The sequence below is a fragment of the Nocardioides sp. Root140 genome (assembly GCF_001426745.1).
Taxonomy (GTDB): Bacteria; Actinomycetota; Actinomycetes; order Propionibacteriales; family Nocardioidaceae; genus Nocardioides.
On record NZ_LMFI01000012.1, the window covers coordinates 1 to 16,588 of the forward strand.

At 65.7% G+C, this 16,588-nt stretch carries 12 protein-coding genes and 3 rRNA genes; 13 read left to right on the plus strand and 2 right to left on the minus strand.

Annotation, left to right across the window (positions count from 1 at the left end):
• The first annotated feature begins 409 nt into the window (after positions 1–409).
• The 5 genes from ASD30_RS20060 (at position 410) to ASD30_RS20080 (ending at position 7,306) form a co-directional block, all read left to right on the plus strand.
• Positions 410–1,927, plus strand: a 16S ribosomal RNA gene (locus ASD30_RS20060).
• A gap of 335 nt (positions 1,928–2,262) precedes the next feature.
• Positions 2,263–5,362 (plus strand): 23S ribosomal RNA (locus tag ASD30_RS20065).
• Positions 5,363–5,485: 123 nt separating this feature from the next.
• A 5S ribosomal RNA gene (gene rrf, locus ASD30_RS20070) occupies positions 5,486–5,602 on the plus strand.
• Together the 16S, 23S and 5S rRNA genes form the textbook arrangement of a ribosomal RNA operon.
• A 101-nt stretch (positions 5,603–5,703) precedes the next feature.
• A complete protein-coding gene (locus ASD30_RS20075; RefSeq protein ID WP_056686125.1) occupies positions 5,704–6,657 on the plus strand; it encodes a hypothetical protein in 954 nt (317 codons plus the stop codon).
• Positions 6,658–6,856: 199 nt separating this feature from the next.
• Complete coding sequence (locus tag ASD30_RS20080; protein ID WP_056686128.1) at positions 6,857–7,306, plus strand: hypothetical protein; 450 nt, start codon at positions 6,857–6,859, stop codon at positions 7,304–7,306.
• Positions 7,307–7,309: 3 nt separating this feature from the next.
• On the opposite strand, the gene ASD30_RS20085 is transcribed toward ASD30_RS20080, so the two are convergent.
• Complete coding sequence (locus tag ASD30_RS20085) at positions 7,310–7,705, minus strand: VOC family protein (protein ID WP_056686131.1); 396 nt, start codon at positions 7,703–7,705, stop codon at positions 7,310–7,312.
• A gap of 195 nt (positions 7,706–7,900) precedes the next feature.
• On the opposite strand from ASD30_RS20085, the gene ASD30_RS20090 reads away from it, so the two are divergent.
• The gene (locus ASD30_RS20090; RefSeq protein WP_235530231.1) at positions 7,901–8,218 is read left to right on the plus strand and encodes a single-stranded DNA-binding protein; all 318 of its coding nucleotides are present in this window, start codon (positions 7,901–7,903) and stop codon (positions 8,216–8,218) included.
• Here the strand turns inward: ASD30_RS20090 and ASD30_RS20095 are convergent.
• On the minus strand, positions 8,193–9,278 hold the full coding sequence (locus tag ASD30_RS20095; RefSeq protein ID WP_056686135.1) for a DUF1015 family protein: 1,086 nt from the start codon (positions 9,276–9,278) through the stop codon (positions 8,193–8,195). The two genes, ASD30_RS20090 and ASD30_RS20095, sit on opposite strands and share 26 nt — an antisense overlap.
• A gap of 64 nt (positions 9,279–9,342) precedes the next feature.
• Between ASD30_RS20095 and ASD30_RS20100 the strand changes: the two genes are divergently transcribed.
• From ASD30_RS20100 to ASD30_RS20130, 7 genes are all read left to right on the plus strand, one after another.
• Positions 9,343–10,362, plus strand: a complete 1,020-nt coding sequence (locus ASD30_RS20100) for an HAD-IIA family hydrolase (RefSeq protein WP_235532643.1) — start codon at positions 9,343–9,345, stop codon at positions 10,360–10,362.
• 4 nt (positions 10,363–10,366) lie between these two features.
• A complete protein-coding gene (locus ASD30_RS20105) occupies positions 10,367–10,747 on the plus strand; it encodes a hypothetical protein (RefSeq protein WP_156393730.1) in 381 nt (126 codons plus the stop codon).
• A 5-nt stretch (positions 10,748–10,752) separates the two neighbouring features.
• Positions 10,753–11,592: a TlyA family RNA methyltransferase gene (locus ASD30_RS20110; RefSeq protein ID WP_056686141.1), complete on the plus strand. Its 840-nt coding sequence runs from the start codon at positions 10,753–10,755 to the stop codon at positions 11,590–11,592.
• Positions 11,589–12,533 carry an NAD kinase gene (locus tag ASD30_RS20115; protein ID WP_056686144.1) on the plus strand — a complete coding sequence of 315 codons (945 nt, stop codon included), beginning with the start codon at positions 11,589–11,591 and terminating at the stop codon, positions 12,531–12,533. Before ASD30_RS20110 ends, ASD30_RS20115 begins: the two co-directional genes overlap by 4 nt.
• A complete protein-coding gene (recN, locus tag ASD30_RS20120; protein ID WP_056686147.1) occupies positions 12,530–14,281 on the plus strand; it encodes a DNA repair protein RecN in 1,752 nt (583 codons plus the stop codon). Before ASD30_RS20115 ends, recN begins: the two co-directional genes overlap by 4 nt.
• A gap of 123 nt (positions 14,282–14,404) precedes the next feature.
• Positions 14,405–15,607 (plus strand): putative cytokinetic ring protein SteA, encoded by a 1,203-nt coding sequence (gene steA / locus ASD30_RS20125; RefSeq protein WP_056686151.1) that lies wholly within the window; start codon positions 14,405–14,407, stop codon positions 15,605–15,607.
• Positions 15,604–16,509 (plus strand): copper transporter, encoded by a 906-nt coding sequence (locus ASD30_RS20130; RefSeq protein ID WP_056686154.1) that lies wholly within the window; start codon positions 15,604–15,606, stop codon positions 16,507–16,509. Before steA ends, ASD30_RS20130 begins: the two co-directional genes overlap by 4 nt.
• The last annotated feature ends 79 nt before the right edge of the window (positions 16,510–16,588 follow it).

The following is a 16,588-nucleotide window of genomic DNA, read 5'->3' on the forward strand; positions in this document are numbered from 1 at the left end:
TGTCCAGCACGCCCGACATCGAGGGAAGCATCTGGAAGCAGATTGGCCGGTTTGACAGGCGAATCTCACTCCGGTAAGTTTTGTCAGGTTGCCCATCTGGAAGCAGATTGGCCGGTTTGACWGGCGAATCTCACTCCGGTAAGTTTTGTCAGGTTGCCCCGGGGCTTGGTCGTGAGGCTGGGTGCGGTGCGCGCTTGATCCTTGAGAACTCAACAGTGTGTCAAAAGTCGACGAATTAATTGATAACCCGTCGCAGCTTTTGATCTGGCCTTTTGGTTGGTGATTGGTTGTGATGGTTCCTTTGGTAAGAAACGATGATTCCGACAATTATGTCGGCGATTCGGTCTCTTGCCGGGAGAAACAATCTATGAGATTTGGTGGCTGCCTTTGGGTGGTTGCCTGCATGATTTCAACGGAGAGTTTGATCCTGGCTCAGGACGAACGCTGGCGGCGTGCTTAACACATGCAAGTCGAGCGGTAAGGCTCCTTCGGGAGTACACGAGCGGCGAACGGGTGAGTAACACGTGAGCAATCTGCCCTTCACTTTGGGATAACTACCGGAAACGGTGGCTAATACCGAATACGACAACTCCAGGCATCTGGTGGTTGTGGAAAGTTCTGGCGGTGAAGGATGAGCTCGCGGCCTATCAGCTTGTTGGTGAGGTAATGGCTCACCAAGGCTTCGACGGGTAGCCGGCCTGAGAGGGTGACCGGCCACACTGGGACTGAGACACGGCCCAGACTCCTACGGGAGGCAGCAGTGGGGAATATTGGACAATGGGCGAAAGCCTGATCCAGCAACGCCGCGTGAGGGATGACGGCCTTCGGGTTGTAAACCTCTTTCAGCAGGGACGAAGCGAAAGTGACGGTACCTGCAGAAGAAGCACCGGCCAACTACGTGCCAGCAGCCGCGGTAATACGTAGGGTGCGAGCGTTGTCCGGAATTATTGGGCGTAAAGGGCTCGTAGGCGGTTTGTCACGTCGGGAGTGAAAACCAGGTGCTTAACACCTGGCCTGCTTCCGATACGGGCAGACTAGAGGTATGCAGGGGAGAACGGAATTCCTGGTGTAGCGGTGAAATGCGCAGATATCAGGAGGAACACCGGTGGCGAAGGCGGTTCTCTGGGCATTACCTGACGCTGAGGAGCGAAAGTGTGGGGAGCGAACAGGATTAGATACCCTGGTAGTCCACACCGTAAACGTTGGGCGCTAGGTGTGGGACTCATTCCACGAGTTCCGTGCCGCAGCTAACGCATTAAGCGCCCCGCCTGGGGAGTACGGCCGCAAGGCTAAAACTCAAAGGAATTGACGGGGGCCCGCACAAGCGGCGGAGCATGCGGATTAATTCGATGCAACGCGAAGAACCTTACCTGGGTTTGACATATGCCGGAAAGCTCTAGAGATAGAGCCCCTTTTAGTCGGTATACAGGTGGTGCATGGCTGTCGTCAGCTCGTGTCGTGAGATGTTGGGTTAAGTCCCGCAACGAGCGCAACCCTCGTCTTATGTTGCCAGCACGTAATGGTGGGGACTCATAAGAGACTGCCGGGGTCAACTCGGAGGAAGGTGGGGATGACGTCAAGTCATCATGCCCCTTATGTCCAGGGCTTCACGCATGCTACAATGGCCGGTACAAAGGGCTGCGATACCGTAAGGTGGAGCGAATCCCAAAAAGCCGGTCTCAGTTCGGATTGGGGTCTGCAACTCGACCCCATGAAGTCGGAGTCGCTAGTAATCGCAGATCAGCAACGCTGCGGTGAATACGTTCCCGGGCCTTGTACACACCGCCCGTCACGTCACGAAAGTCGGCAACACCCGAAGCCGGTGGCCCAACCCTTGTGGAGGGAGCCGTCGAAGGTGGGGCTGGCGATTGGGACGAAGTCGTAACAAGGTAGCCGTACCGGAAGGTGCGGCTGGATCACCTCCTTTCTAAGGAGCTATTGGCAGACATTGTCTGTCCAGTCTGTCTGTTTCGTGGCCGAATGTGTCGCGGCAGGCAACGCTCACTAGTGGAACGTCGATTAGTTGGTGGGAGCTTTCCGCCTGGTCTGTTAGTACTGTCCTTCGGGACGTGGAACGCGGGGTTTGGTGGGGGTGAGCACTTGACACACTGTTGGGTCCTGAGGGATCGAGTCTTGACTCGTTTTCTCGTGGGCCATCACACCGCTGAACCGCTTGGTCGTTGGACTGGGTAGGCACGGAGTTTGTGGTGGTACCGCCCGTATCTTGAGAACTACACAGTGGACGCGAGCATCTTTGTAGCAAGACAAGCTACTAAGGGCACATGGTGGATGCCTTGGCACCAAGAGCCGATGAAGGACGTAGGAACCTGCGATAAGCCCCGGGAAGTTGGTAACCAAGCTGTGATCCGGGGATTTCCGAATGGGGAAACCCAGCTGGAGTCATGTCCAGTTACCTCTGTCTGAACACATAGGACAGTTGGAGGGAACACCGGGAAGTGAAACATCTCAGTACCGGTAGGAAGAGAAAACAAAAGTGATTCCGAGAGTAGTGGCGAGCGAAATCGGAAGAGGCCAAACTCGTGCAGTGTGATAGCCGGCAGGCGTTGCTGTTCGAGGGTTGTGGGGCCGTCACGTCGGATCTGCCGATCCGACACAGAGTTAGAAACCATCGTTGAAGTCGAAATGGATTGGAAAGTCCTGGCGTAGAGGGTGATACCCCCGTACACGTAAGACGATGGCTCTGAGACGTCACCCCAAGTAACACGGAACCCCTGAAATTCCGTGTGAATCTGGCGGGACCACCCGTTAAGCCTAAATACTCCTTGGTGACCGATAGCGGACAAGTACCGTGAGGGAAAGGTGAAAAGTACCCCTGGCGGGGAGTGAAATAGTACCTGAAACCATGTGCCTACAAACCGTTGGAGCGGGGATTCGTCCCTGTGACAGCGTGCCTTTTGAAGAATGAGCCTGCGAGTTTGCGTTGTGTTGCGAGGTTAACCCGTGTGGGGAAGCCGTAGCGAAAGCGAGTCCGAATAGGGCGTTTGAGTAGCACGATCAAGACCCGAAGCGAAGTGATCTATCCATGGGCAGGTTGAAGCGCGGGTAAGACCGCGTGGAGGACCGAACCCACTTAGGTTGAAAACTGAGGGGATGACCTGTGGATAGGGGTGAAAGGCCAATCAAACTTCGTGATAGCTGGTTCTCCCCGAAATGCATTTAGGTGCAGCGTCGCGTGTTTCTTGCTGGAGGTAGAGCACTGGATAGCCGATGGGCCCTACAAGGTTACTGACGTTAACCAAACTCCGAATGCCAGTAAGTGAGAGCGCGGCAGTGAGACTGCGGGGGATAAGCTCCGTAGTCGAGAGGGAAACAGCCCAGACCATCAGCTAAGGTCCCTAAGCGATAACTAAGTGGAAAAGGATGTGGAGTCGCACAGACAACCAGGAGGTTGGCTTGGAAGCAGCCACCCTTGAAAGAGTGCGTAATAGCTCACTGGTCAAGTGATTCCGCGCCGACAATGTAGCGGGGCTCAAGTTATCCACCGAAGCTATGGCATTCATGCGTAAGACAGGCCTTTGTGGTCCAGTTGCATGGATGGGTAGGGGAGCGTCGTGTGGGCAGTGAAGCGGCGGAGTGATCCAGCCGTGGAGGCCACACGAGTGAGAATGCAGGCATGAGTAGCGAATGACTGGCGAGAAACCAGTCCGCCGAATGATCAAGGGTTCCAGGGTCAAGCTAATCTGCCCTGGGTAAGTCGGGACCTAAGGCGAGGCCGACAGGCGTAGTCGATGGACAACGGGTTGATATTCCCGTACCGGCAAAATAGCGCCCATGACGAACCTAGTGATGCTAAGTGCCCAAAACCACCGGGATCCTTCGGGACGATGGTGGCAGAGCGCACGACCCGAACTAGTAGTAGTCAAGCGATGGGGTGACGCAGGAAGGTAGTCCAACCGTGGCGATGGTTGCCCACGGCTAAGGGTGTAGGGCGAACGGTAGGCAAATCCGCCGTTCATGTGCCTGAGACCTGATGGGGAGTCCGTATGGACGAAGTGGATGATCCTATGCTGTCGAGAAAAACCTCTAGCGAGCTATGCGCCGCCCGTACCCCAAACCGACTCAGGTGATCAGGTAGAGAATACCAAGGCGATCGAGTGAACCACGGTTAAGGAACTCGGCAAAATACCCCCGTAACTTCGGGAGAAGGGGGGCCGGATTCGTGATGGGACTTGCTCCCGGAAGCGATGAAGGCCGCAGAGACCAGGCCCAAGCGACTGTTTACTAAAAACACAGGTCCGTGCGAAGTCGTAAGACGATGTATACGGACTGACTCCTGCCCGGTGCTGGAAGGTTAAGGGGACCTGTTAGAACTTCGGTTCGAAGCGGAGAACTTAAGCCCCAGTAAACGGCGGTGGTAACTATAACCATCCTAAGGTAGCGAAATTCCTTGTCGGGTAAGTTCCGACCTGCACGAATGGAGTAACGACTTGGGCGCTGTCTCAACCGTGGACTCGGCGAAATTGCAGTACGAGTAAAGATGCTCGTTACGCGCGGCAGGACGGAAAGACCCCGGGACCTTTACTATAGTTTGGTATTGGTGTTTGGTTCGGCTTGTGTAGGATAGGTGGGAGACTGTGAAACGGCGACGCCAGTTGTCGTGGAGTCAACGTTGAAATACCACTCTGGTCGTACTAGATATCTAACCTAGGTCCATTATCTGGATCAGGGACAGTGCCTGATGGGTAGTTTAACTGGGGCGGTTGCCTCCTAAAATGTAACGGAGGCGCTCAAAGGTTCCCTCAGCCTGGTTGGCAATCAGGTTTCGAGTGTAAGTGCACAAGGGAGCTTGACTGTGAGAGTGACAACTCGAGCAGGGACGAAAGTCGGAACTAGTGATCCGGCGCTGGCATGTGGAAGCGGCGTCGCTCAACGGATAAAAGGTACCCCGGGGATAACAGGCTGATCTTCCCCAAGAGTCCATATCGACGGGATGGTTTGGCACCTCGATGTCGGCTCGTCGCATCCTGGGGCTGGAGTAGGTCCCAAGGGTTGGGCTGTTCGCCCATTAAAGCGGCACGCGAGCTGGGTTTAGAACGTCGTGAGACAGTTCGGTCCCTATCCGCCGCGCGCGCAGGAAACTTGAGAAAGGCTGTCCCTAGTACGAGAGGACCGGGATGGACGAACCTCTGGTGTGCCAGTTGTTCCGCCAGGAGCACGGCTGGTTAGCTACGTTCGGAAGTGATAACCGCTGAATGCATCTAAGCGGGAAGCACGTTTCAAGATGAGGTTTCCCACCGGGTTAACCGGGTAAGGTCCCCAGTAGACTACTGGGTTGATAGGCCGGAGGTGTACAGCAGCAATGCCTAGCCGACCGGTACTAATAGACCGAGGGCTTGTCCCTCAAAGATGTTGCGCGTCCACTGTGTGGTTCCCGAGTTACGGTCGGGAACCTTGAGTTCCGAACCATAGCTCCCTTTCGGGGAGATGGTTCGGGGCGAATTGGTTTGATCTAACTCCATAGAGTTTCGGCGGCCATAGCGATGGGGAAACACCCGGCTCCATTCCGAACCCGGAAGTTAAGCCCTTCAGCGCCGATGGTACTGCAACCGGGAGGTTGTGGGAGAGTAGGACGTCGCCGGACATTACTTTGTAGAGGCCACCTCATTTGAGGTGGCCTCTACGCATTTGTCCACCTAACCTTGGATCCCCAGGGTTGGTCACCGCCGAAAGGATTCCCCTGCCATGGCCGAGAACACTCCGCGCCGCAATGACCGCCGCCCCAACACCAGCGGCAACAACAGCGGCGGCGGCAACGGCGGCGGCGGCCGGTCCGGTGGCACCGGTGGTGGCCGGTCGAGCGACTCCAAGTGGTCGGACTCGAAACGAACCAGCGGATCCAAGCGCACCGGTGACGCCAAGCGCACCGGTGAGGCCAAGGGCACCGGCGGTGGCCGTCCGGGCCGCCGCGAGGACTGGCGCCGCCCCGCCGAGGACCAACGACCCCGCAGCGAACAACAAGCCCGCTACGACGGCCCCCCGATCCCCGAAGAGATCACCGGCCGCGAACTCGACCGAGCCGTGGCCGCCCAACTCAAGGGCCTCCCCGAGAAGCTCGCCAGCCGCGTCGCCCGCCACCTGGCCGCCGCCGGCCTGCTCATCGACACCGACCCCGCCACCGCCTACCAACACACCCTCGCCGCCCGCGCCCGCGCCGCCCGACTGGCCGTGGTCCGCGAAGCCTGCGGCGAAGCCGCCTACGCCGCCGGCGAATACGCCGAAGCACTCTCAGAACTCCGCGCCGCCAAACGCATCAACGGCGCCACCGCCTACCTCCCCATCATGGCCGACTGCGAACGCGCCCTGGGCCGCCCCGAACGCGCACTCACCCTGGCCAAATCACCCGCCATCAAGAACTTCACCCCCGAAGCCAAAGCCGAAATGACCATCGTCGAAGCCGGCGCCCGACGCGACCTCGGCGAATACGACGCAGCACTACGCACCCTCGAATACGCACCCCTGCACACCAACACCCGCGCACCCTGGGTCGTCCGACTCCGCTACGCCTACGCCGACACCCTCGAACAAGCCGGCCGCACCCCCGAAGCACTCGAATGGTTCCACCGCACCGAAGCCATCGACGGCGACGAACTCACCGACGCCGCCACCCGCGCCCAACAACTCGAACAACCCAACTGACATTGAAAAACGCACCGAAGCCATCGACGCCTCGAACAAGCCGGCCGCACCCCCGAAGCACTCGAATGGTTCCACCGCACCGAAGCCATCGACGGCGACGAACTCACCGACGCCGCCACCCGCGCCCAACAACTCGAACAACCCAACTGACATTGAAAAAGGGTGTCCTGCTTCAGCAGGTGACGCTAGGTTCTCCGGCATGAGTGGTGGTGCCGCATCTGTGTCTGCCGACGAGGTGACCGAGGTCGAGGATGTCGTGGACCAGTTCCTGGCGGCATTCACCAGTGGCCCGGAGTGCGTGGCCAGACTGGACGCCGTAGGCGAGCTGTTCCTCCCGCACGCCACGATCGTGACGTTGAGAGCCGAAGGACCGCACGAGGACGACGTCGAGTCGTTCATCGTGCCGAGGCTCGCCCTGCTCACCGAGGGAGCGCTCGAGGACTTCCGTGAGTGGCGGGTCGAGGGGAGCACAGAGGTGCGCGGAGACGTCGCGCACTGGTTCGGGCGGTATGCGAAACAGGGACGTCAGTCAGGTCAACGATTCGAGGGTGGGGGAACGAAGTCCGTGCAGCTGGTCCGGGTTTCCGGTCGGTGGCGGATCAGCGCGGTGGCCTGGCAGGACGATCCGGAGCCCGAGGTTGCTGGCTGAGGTCTAGGCGACGCAGAACTCGTTGCCCTCGGGGTCATGCATCACGACATGACCGAGGACAGTGCCGCGCTCGTCGGCGTACTCCTCATCTCGGAGCTCGGTGGCGCCTGCCTGCACGAGTCGAGCGGCGGTGGCGCGGATGAGCCGCGCGCGCTCTGCGTGGTCCCAGGGCTGTTCGCCCGCCACGCGAATGTCGATGTGGAAGCGGTTCTTCGAGGTCTTGCGCTCGGGCACGCGCAGGAAGCCGATGGCAGGGCCCGTGCCGTCGGGATCGATGATCGAGGCGCCGTCCGGGTTGTCGTAGCCCGGCTCGTGGACGTATCCGAGGGCGCTGCTCCAGAACGCGGCGAGTGCTTCCGGGTCGAGCGCGTCGGCCCCGATGGTCCAGTGCGTAGCCATGCCGGGACAGTACGTGTGGTTCCGGCCACTTGGCGTCCGGAACCGGCGTCGTTCCGCGGCCTCAGGCAGGTCTGCGGTCGGCGTGCGCCGGTTTCGGCGCACAGGTGACTTCGCGTACGGGTTCTCCACAGGCCTGGCCCTGCACGGGACAGGTTGTCTGCGCTGCGCAGCAATCTGGTCGTGGAGGTGATGACCATGACGAATCAGGTCGTGTTGGAAGGGCGGCTCTCGAAGTCGCCGGAAGAGAAGATCCTGCCCAGTGGCGATGCCGTGTGGACCCTGCGCGTCGTGGTGCCGAGACCGGAGGGCGACCGTCCCGGCGTCGACTGGGTCGACTGCTCGGTGTGGTCGGCCAGGCTTCGGCGCTCGGTCGCGAAGTGGGGCGCCGGCGACGTGGTCGTGGTCGAGGGTGTGCTGCGCCGTCGGTTCTTCCGCGTCGGCGGTGCGCCGGTGTCGAGGCTGGAGGTGGAGGCCACTGCGGGCCGACTCATTCGTCGTTCAGTTCCCGCATGAGCACGCCGAGGTGCGGCTTGGGCTGGAAGGAGGTGGCCTTCTGGGGGAGAAGATGACCCGAGAGTGCCGAGCTGTCCACCTGGTCGAACGTCGGGGCCGGCAGGAGCACGCTCACGCCGTGGCCGGCACGGGTGATGGCGTCACTCGCCGAGTGGTGGAACACCAGCTTTGAGGCGTCGACCTGCCACCGGGGGAGCAGCACCTCGTGGAGCCAGGTGATCAGCATCGGCGGTGATGCGGCAGGTGTGAGCGTGGCCCATTCCTGCCCGTCGTGCAGCACCAGCGCGTGCTCGAGCTTGGCCAGCGCCTTGTGGCTCGAGGAGTGCGTGCGGAACCGGTCGCCGTACTCCCGCGCGTTCTCGGCAATCGTGTCCAGGGAGAGGCGGGGGATCGTGCGGTGGATCGCGCACAGCTGCAGCGGGGTGTCGGCCTGGTCGATCAGCATGACGAGGGTCTGGTCCCAGCCGGTGCCGGGTTCGTCCGTGCGAAGCTGTTGCGCAGCGGCGTAGCGATGGTGCCCGTCGGCGATGACGGCGTGGGTGTCGGCCACCTCGGCACGCAGGAGCGAGACGGTGTCCGGGTCGGTGATCCTCCAGATCCGCTGGAGCTGGTCACCGCGATCGGTGTAGACGAGCTGCGGTTCGCCCCGGGTGGTCTCGTGCAACACGTCGCGCACGGACGGTGTGCCGCGGTGCATCAGCAGGATCGGGGCGGGGTTCAACGACATCTCGCGCATCCGGTGCGCCAGCTGCTGCACCTGCGCGTCCTGGACGTCTTCGTGCGCGAAGATGCGCGATTCGCTCGCTGGGAGGTCCACCAGGGCAACCAGGCCACGGATGGTCACCCCGGCGGAGGTGTACTCGTGCACGTAGAGGGCAGGGTCCGGGTCGACGGTCAGGTGTCGCTTGCGACGCCACTCGAGCAGCCGGGCCGGGACCGCCCGATAGGGTCGGGCGAAGATGCGGTGGGACGCCGGATCGCCCACATGACTGTTGGCCAGCCTGAGGGCGCGGAACGGTCGCAGGTCGAAGTGTGGGCGCGCCACCTGCGGGGTTTCCATTCAAATCATCGTAGGGCGCGACCCCCAACGGGTCGTGATCGGGCAATGAACCAGGAGGTCACCGGTGCTCAAGGCATCAGCCGGCCCGCTGGTCGAGATCTTCGACCTGGCCATGCTGGATCTCGACGGCGTCGTCTACATCGGCCCGGCCGCCGTACCGGGCGCTCCGGAGCACCTACGCCGGGCCCGTACGACCGGCATGCACCTCGCCTTCGTGACGAACAACGCGTCGAGGACGCCGGTGAAGGTCGCGCAACACCTCACCGAGCTGGGCGTCGACGCATCCCCGGAAGACGTGGTCACCTCGGCGCAGGCAGCCGCGCACGTGCTGGCCGGGATGCTCGAGCCCGGTGCACCGGTCTACCTCCTCGGCAGCGCCGGCCTCGAGGAGGCGCTCGTCGCCGAAGGCCTCAGGCCGGTCCGCAGCATGGAGGAAGAACCCCTCGCCGTGGTCAGCGGCTACGACCCGGACCTCGTGTGGCGACGGCTCATGCAGGGCGCGGTGCTGATTCGCGACGGGTTGCCGTGGGTCGCCTCCAACACTGACCTGACCGTGCCGATGGACTACGGGGTCGGTCCCGGCCACGGCGTGCAGGTGCGCATGCTGAGTGAGTTCTCCGGTGTGCAGCCGATCGTCGCTGGGAAGCCGCAGCGTCCACTGCTCGACGAGACCGTACGCCGGGTGGGCGGCAGGCGCCCGCTGATGGTCGGGGACCGCCTCGACACCGACATCGAGGGCGCCAACGGGTCAGGGCTCGACTCGCTGCTCGTGCTGACCGGAGTCACCGGGCTCGGCGACCTTGCGACCGCACGGCCGGAGCTGCGGCCGACGTACGTCGCCAGCGACCTCGGGGGACTGTTCGACACTCATCCGGCGCCGACCCGCGACGGTGAGCACGTCGTGCTCGGCGGGTGGCGCGGCGCGGTCCGTGAGGGGCGGCTCTCGATCGAGGGCGCCGGTGCCGACGACGACTGGTGGCGGGTCGCCGCCACGGTCGCCTGGGCACACCTCGACGCACGCGGGCACGCGCTCGACGTGGCCGGTGTCGACCCACCAACCGACGGCGGCGGACAGGTACGGTGACGACATGAGCGTTCAGTTCCCCAAGCCGGGCCCGCCCCTGGGCCGTCCCGACGAACAGGCGCGGCCCGCCCCGGGCGAGCCGAACGCCGGCCAGGCCCCGGTCGAGGTGCCCGAAGAATCCGATGCGTCAGACGTGTTCGAGGCGGACGAACCCACGCCGGTCGAGGACTACGCGGACGGGACCGAGGACCAGTCGGCAGCGGGCGATGCGGAAGAGCACGCACCGGCCGCGACCGCGCACACCGGGAACCACGCGGTGGACCGGGTGCTCGACAGCCTCGACACCCTGGCCGAGAAGCCGGTCGACGAGCACGTCGCGGTCTTCGAGCAGGCCCACGAGCAGCTGCGCGGGGCCCTCGACGGCCCACGCCTGCCGCGCCCCTGACCGCCGTGCCGCCACGACGCCTGCGGCTCGACGCCGAACTCGTACGCCGCCAACTGGCCCGCTCCCGTGAGCATGCCAGCGAGCTGATCGCCGCCCGCCGGGTCAAGGTGAACGGCGCCATCGCCGGCAAGCCGGCCACCGGCGTGACCACCGACGTCGCGATCGTCGTCATCGAGGATCCGGACAGTCCCGACTACGCCTCCCGTGGAGGCCACAAGCTGGCCGGAGCGCTGGCCGCCTTCACGCCCCTCGGCCTCTCCGTCACCGGACGCCGCTGCCTCGACGCGGGCGCCTCGACCGGCGGCTTCACCGACGTGCTGCTGCGCAACGGTGCCGCTGCGGTGGTGGCCGTCGACGTCGGGTACGGCCAGCTGGTCTGGCGGCTGCGCCAGGACGAACGAGTCGAGGTGCACGACCGCACCAACATCCGCGACCTGACCCCGGAGACCATCGGCGAACCCGTCGACCTGGTCGTCGGCGACCTCTCGTTCATCTCTCTCGAGCTCGTCCTCGACGCGCTGATCGGCGTGACCCGTGACGACGGCGACCTCGCGCTCATGGTCAAGCCGCAGTTCGAGGTGGGCAAGGACCGGGTCGGCAAGGGGGGCGTGGTCCGTGACCTGTCGCTGCGCGCCGAAGCCGTCCAGGCCGTCGCCGCGGCCGCCGCCCGACGTGGCTGGGGTGCCAGGGCGGTCACCACCAGCCCACTGCCGGGTCCGTCGGGCAATGTCGAGTTCTTCCTGTGGATGCGCGCCGGGGAGGCGACCATCGGGGCAGACGAGATCACCGCCGAGGTGGAGCGCTCCGGTGCCCTGGGGGTGCCGGGTGAGAGGGTTGACCCGTGACTGAAGCCAGACGCGTGCTCCTGCTGGCCCACACGGGACGTGAAGACGCCCGTGAGGTGGCGCGCGCCTTCTCCAAGGCGTTGACCGACCACGGCATCGTCGTACGCCTGCTGGCCCCCGAGGCGGCCGACCTCGACCTCGATCCCGCGTCCTTCGACCCCGAGATCGAGGTCGTCCCGGAGAGCCCGGCGGCCGCGACCGACTGCGAGCTCGCGGTCGTCATAGGCGGCGACGGCACCATCCTGCGCGCCGCCGAGATCACCCACGGACAGTCCACGCCCCTGCTCGGCGTCAACCTCGGCCACGTCGGCTTCCTGGCCGAGGCCGAGTACGACGACGTCGAGTCGACGATCCAGGCGATCATCCACCGCAACTACACGGCCGAGGAGCGCCTCACCCTCGACGTGTCGGTCTACCGCGACAAGGAGCTGGTGGCCAGCACCTTCGCGCTCAACGAGGCGAGCGTCGAGAAGGCGGCCCGCGAACGCATGCTCGAGGTGGTCGTCGAGATCGACGGCCGACCGCTGTCTCGTTGGGGCTGCGACGGCGTGGTCTGCGCGACCCCGACCGGCTCCACGGCGTACAACTTCAGTGCCGGCGGACCCGTGGTGTGGCCCGGCGTCGAGGCACTCCTGATGGTGCCGATCAGCGCCCACGCCCTCTTCGCTCGACCCATGGTCGTGGCGCCCACCTCGGTCCTGGCCGTCGAGGTGCTGGCCCGCACCGAAGGAGCCGGCGTGCTCTGGTGCGACGGGCGCCGCACCGTCGACCTGCCCCCCGGTGCGCGCATCGAGGTACGCCGCGGAGCCTCGCCGGTGCACCTGGTCCGACTGCACCAGGCCCCGTTCACCGACCGGCTGGTGGCCAAGTTCGGGCTCTCGGTCGAGGGCTGGCGTGGCGCCTCCGAACGACGTCGGCGCAATGGCGGTGGAGAGTCGTGATCGAGGAGATCCGCATCCAGTCGCTGGGCGTCATCGACTCCTCGACCCTCGAGCTCGGCCCCGGCCTGACCGTCATCACCGGTGAGACCGGTGCCGGCAAGACCATGGTGGTCACGGCGCTCGGACTGCTCCTCGGCGGTCGTGCCGATCCCGGAGCGGTGCGTTCGGGCGCCCGATCGGCACGGGTCGAGGGAGTCGTCGACGCCTCGTCCCTGCCGTCCTTCCTGACCGAGGTCGACGACCTCGGCGGTGAGGCCGAGGACGGCCGCGTCGTGCTGGCCCGCAACATCGCGGGGGAGGGCCGGTCCCGTGCCTTCGTCGGGGGAGCCTCCGTGCCCGCCTCACAACTGGCCGAGGTCACCGACGGCCTCGTCGCCGTGCACGGCCAGTCCGACCAGCACCGCTTGCTCAAGCAGGCGGCGCAGCGCCGCGCCCTCGACCTCTTCGGGGGCACCGACGTGCAGAAGCTCTTCGACCGCTACATCGAGTCGTATGCCGCACTCGCGGCCACCGAGGCCGAGCTGGTCGAGGTGGTCGCGTCGGCCCGTGAACGCGCCCGTGAGGCCGACCTGCTGCGCTTCGGCCTCGAGGAGATCGAGGCGGTCGACCCGCAGAGCGGCGAGGACGACGACCTGGCCGCGGAGGAGTCCCGCCTCGGCTTCGTCGACACGCTCAGGACCGCCGCCGAGCAGGCGCGTGAGGCGCTCTCTGCCGAACAGGGTGGCCCCGACGCGCTCGGTGCGGCCGGCGCGGCCCGACGACTGCTCGACGGCGTACGCGACCACGACCCCGTCGCAGCCGGCCTGGCCGACCGGCTCGCGGAGGTCACCTACCTGCTCTCCGACGTGGCCGCCGACGTCGCCTCCTACGCCAGCGGCCTCGACATCGACCCCGCCCGCCTGGCCGTGGTCTCCGAACGCCGCGCGGCACTGACCGCGCTGACCCGCAAGTACGGCGACACCGCCGACGAGGTGCTGGCCTGGTCGCAGGAGGCGTCCCGCAAGCTGCTCGACCTCGACGGCACCGACGACCACATCGCCGAGCTGAAGGCCGACCGGGTCCGACAGCGCGACGAGCTGGCCGAGACCGGTGCCGCACTGTCACAGGCCCGCACCGAGGCAGCACGACGACTCGGCACCGTGGTCTCCGACGAGCTGACCCTGCTCGCCATGCCGCACGCGAGTGTGGTGGTCGACGTACGCCAGCGCGAGGTCGACGCCCCGGACGACGTGGAGGAGGCCGGGTCGCCGCTCCCGGTCGACGGGCGGTGGGTGCGCTACGGCTCCAGCGGTCTCGATGACGTCGAGATCCTGCTGGCCGCCAACAAGGGCGCCGATGCCCGTGCCCTGCACAAGGGTGCCTCGGGCGGTGAGCTGTCCCGGGTGATGCTGGCCCTCGAGGTGGCCCTGGCCGAGACCAGTCCTGTCCCGACGTTCGTCTTCGACGAGGTCGACGCCGGTGTGGGCGGCAAGGCGGCGGTCGAGGTCGGCCGTCGACTGGCCACCCTGGCCCGCACCTCGCAGGTGCTGGTGGTGACCCACCTGCCCCAGGTGGCGGCGTACGCCGACCGGCACGTCGTCGTGGCCAAGTCCAGCGACGGCACGGTCACCACGTCCGGACTGACCGTCCTCGACGACGCCGAACGGGTGCGCGAGCTCTCCCGCATGCTGGCCGGCATGGAGGAGTCCGACACCGCCCTGGCGCACGCCCAGGAGCTGCTCGAGACGGCGCGCGCGGCCCGTTCCTGACTGACGCTCCGAAGCCCACTGGAGCGGCGCGTCGGGGCCCGGGTCCCGTGACGGGGTGCAACGGGTCACGCTCCGCGTGGCCTCCCGAATCCGCAGGGGGCCGCGTGCCACCATGAATCGGTCATGAAATTGCCCACTCGCCAGCCGCGTGAAGCCGCGCCTCCCGGCATCGTCGGGACCGCCCGGGTCGATCGCCGCACGCCCACCCTGCTCAGCCGCCTCGAACCCGGTGACATCGCCGTGCTCGACCACCTCGACATGGACCGGGCGACGGCCCAGCGTCTCGTCGACGCAGAGGTCGTCGCCGTCGTGAACGCCTCGCCGTTCATCTCCGGTCGCTACCCCAGCCAGGGCCCCAAGATCCTGGTCGACGCGGGCATCACCCTGGTCGACTCGGTCGGACCGGAGTCGTTCCGTGCGCTCAAGGACGGCCGCAGCGTGCGGCTGCACCAGGGCTCGGTCTTCGCCGGTGAGGAGACGGTTGCCAGCGGCCGGGTGCTGGACGCCGACCTGCTGAACATCGAGCTCGGCGACGCCCGCAGCGGCATGGGCAGCCAGCTCGACAGCTTCACCCACAACACGTCGGAGTTCCTGCGTCGCGAGCAGGACCTCCTCCTGCACGGCAGGGGCGCGCCGCGCCTCGGCACGAAGATGGCCGGACGTCCCGTCGTGGTCGTCGTGCCCGGTCCTGACCACGAGGACGAGCTCAAGGGGCTGCGCCGCTACCTGCGCGAGCAACGCCCGGTCCTGGTGGCCGTCGACGCCGGTGCCGACGCGCTGCTGGCCGCCGGCATGAAGCCCGACGTCGTCGTGATGAGCTCACCGAACAGCGCCGACTCCGACGAGACCCGCGTCTCGCCGAAGGCACTCCGGGGCGCCGAGGACGTCGTGGTCCTGGTCGACCGGGGCACCGGCCGCACTCCGATGGACTCGCTCGAGCGCCTCGGCGTACGCCCGCTGCGCTTCGAGACCGGTGCCACCGCCGAGGACGCCGGCCTCATGCTGGCGGCCCTGGGGGAGGCATCGCTGGTCGTCGCCGTCGGTGCGCACGCCAGCCTCGACGACTTCCTCGACCGACAGCGCGGCGGCCTGGCCTCCACGTTCCTCACCCGGCTGCGGGTCGGCGCCACCCTGGTCGACGCCCGCACCGTCCCCGCCCTGTACGCCGGACGCGTGCGCACGTGGCACCTCTGGCTGATCCTGCTCGCCGGACTGGTGGCGGTGGTGGCTGCCATCGCGGTGACCCCCGTCGGCCAGCAATGGCTCGACGACCTCAGCCCGCACGTTCCGGACCTGTTCGACCGCGTCAAAGGACTTCTCCCGTGATCTCGTTCCGCTACCACGTCGTCTCCATCGTTGCCGTCCTGCTGGCCCTCGCCGTCGGCGTGGCGCTCGGCGGCGGCCCCCTGTCCGAGATCGGGCGGGGCTCCGACACCGCCAGCGAGGTCCGCAAGGACAACCAGCGGCTCAGCGGCGACCTCGAGGAGGCCCGCCTCGTCTCCGGCTTCCAGGACGACTTCGGTGCGACGGTGGCCGGCACCCGGGTGTCCGCCGCACTCAAGGGCCGCCCGATCTCGCTGGTGACCCTGCCCGGCGCCGACGCCAAGCGGGTCGCCGCGCTGACCGCGCAGATCAAGGCGTCCGGCGGCTCGGTCACCGGCAGCTACGCCCTCGGCAAGACGCTGCTCTCGGCAGACGAGGGCTCGCTGGTCGACACGCTCGGCGCGCAGCTCGTCGAGACCACCAAGGACTCGGGCGTCGAGGACGGCGCCTCGACGTACGTCCGGATGGGCCAGGTGATGAGCCGGGCCGTCGCCACCGCCACCGACGCGGGCGTCGCGACCGACACCGGGGCGCGCAACATCCTCTCCAGCCTCACCAGTGCCGACCTGCTGACCACGACCGCTGGTGGCGACAAGCGCGGCAGCCTCACCCTGGTCGTGCTCGGTGACGAGCTGACCGGCACCGGTCTCGACAAGCTGCTCTCGGGCCTGGTGACGGGTCTGGCGCACGGGACCGACGGTGTCGTGGTCGCCGGGGACACCGAGTCCGACACGCTCAGCCAGCTCCGGGACGACTCGGCCGCCGCCGCTGCGGTGTCGACCGTCGACTCCGTGCAGACCCGCTCGGGACAGCTCGCGACGGTGCTCGCCTTGGCCGCGGAGGGCGCCGGTGGACCCGGTCACTACGGCGTCCACGGAAATGACGGGGCCGTTCCGCGGGGCTGATTGCTCCAACAGGCGTTTCCGTTGGTAGCCTAGAACCCCGTAGCAGACACGCAGTTCTCCATACCCAGTCTGACAGCGG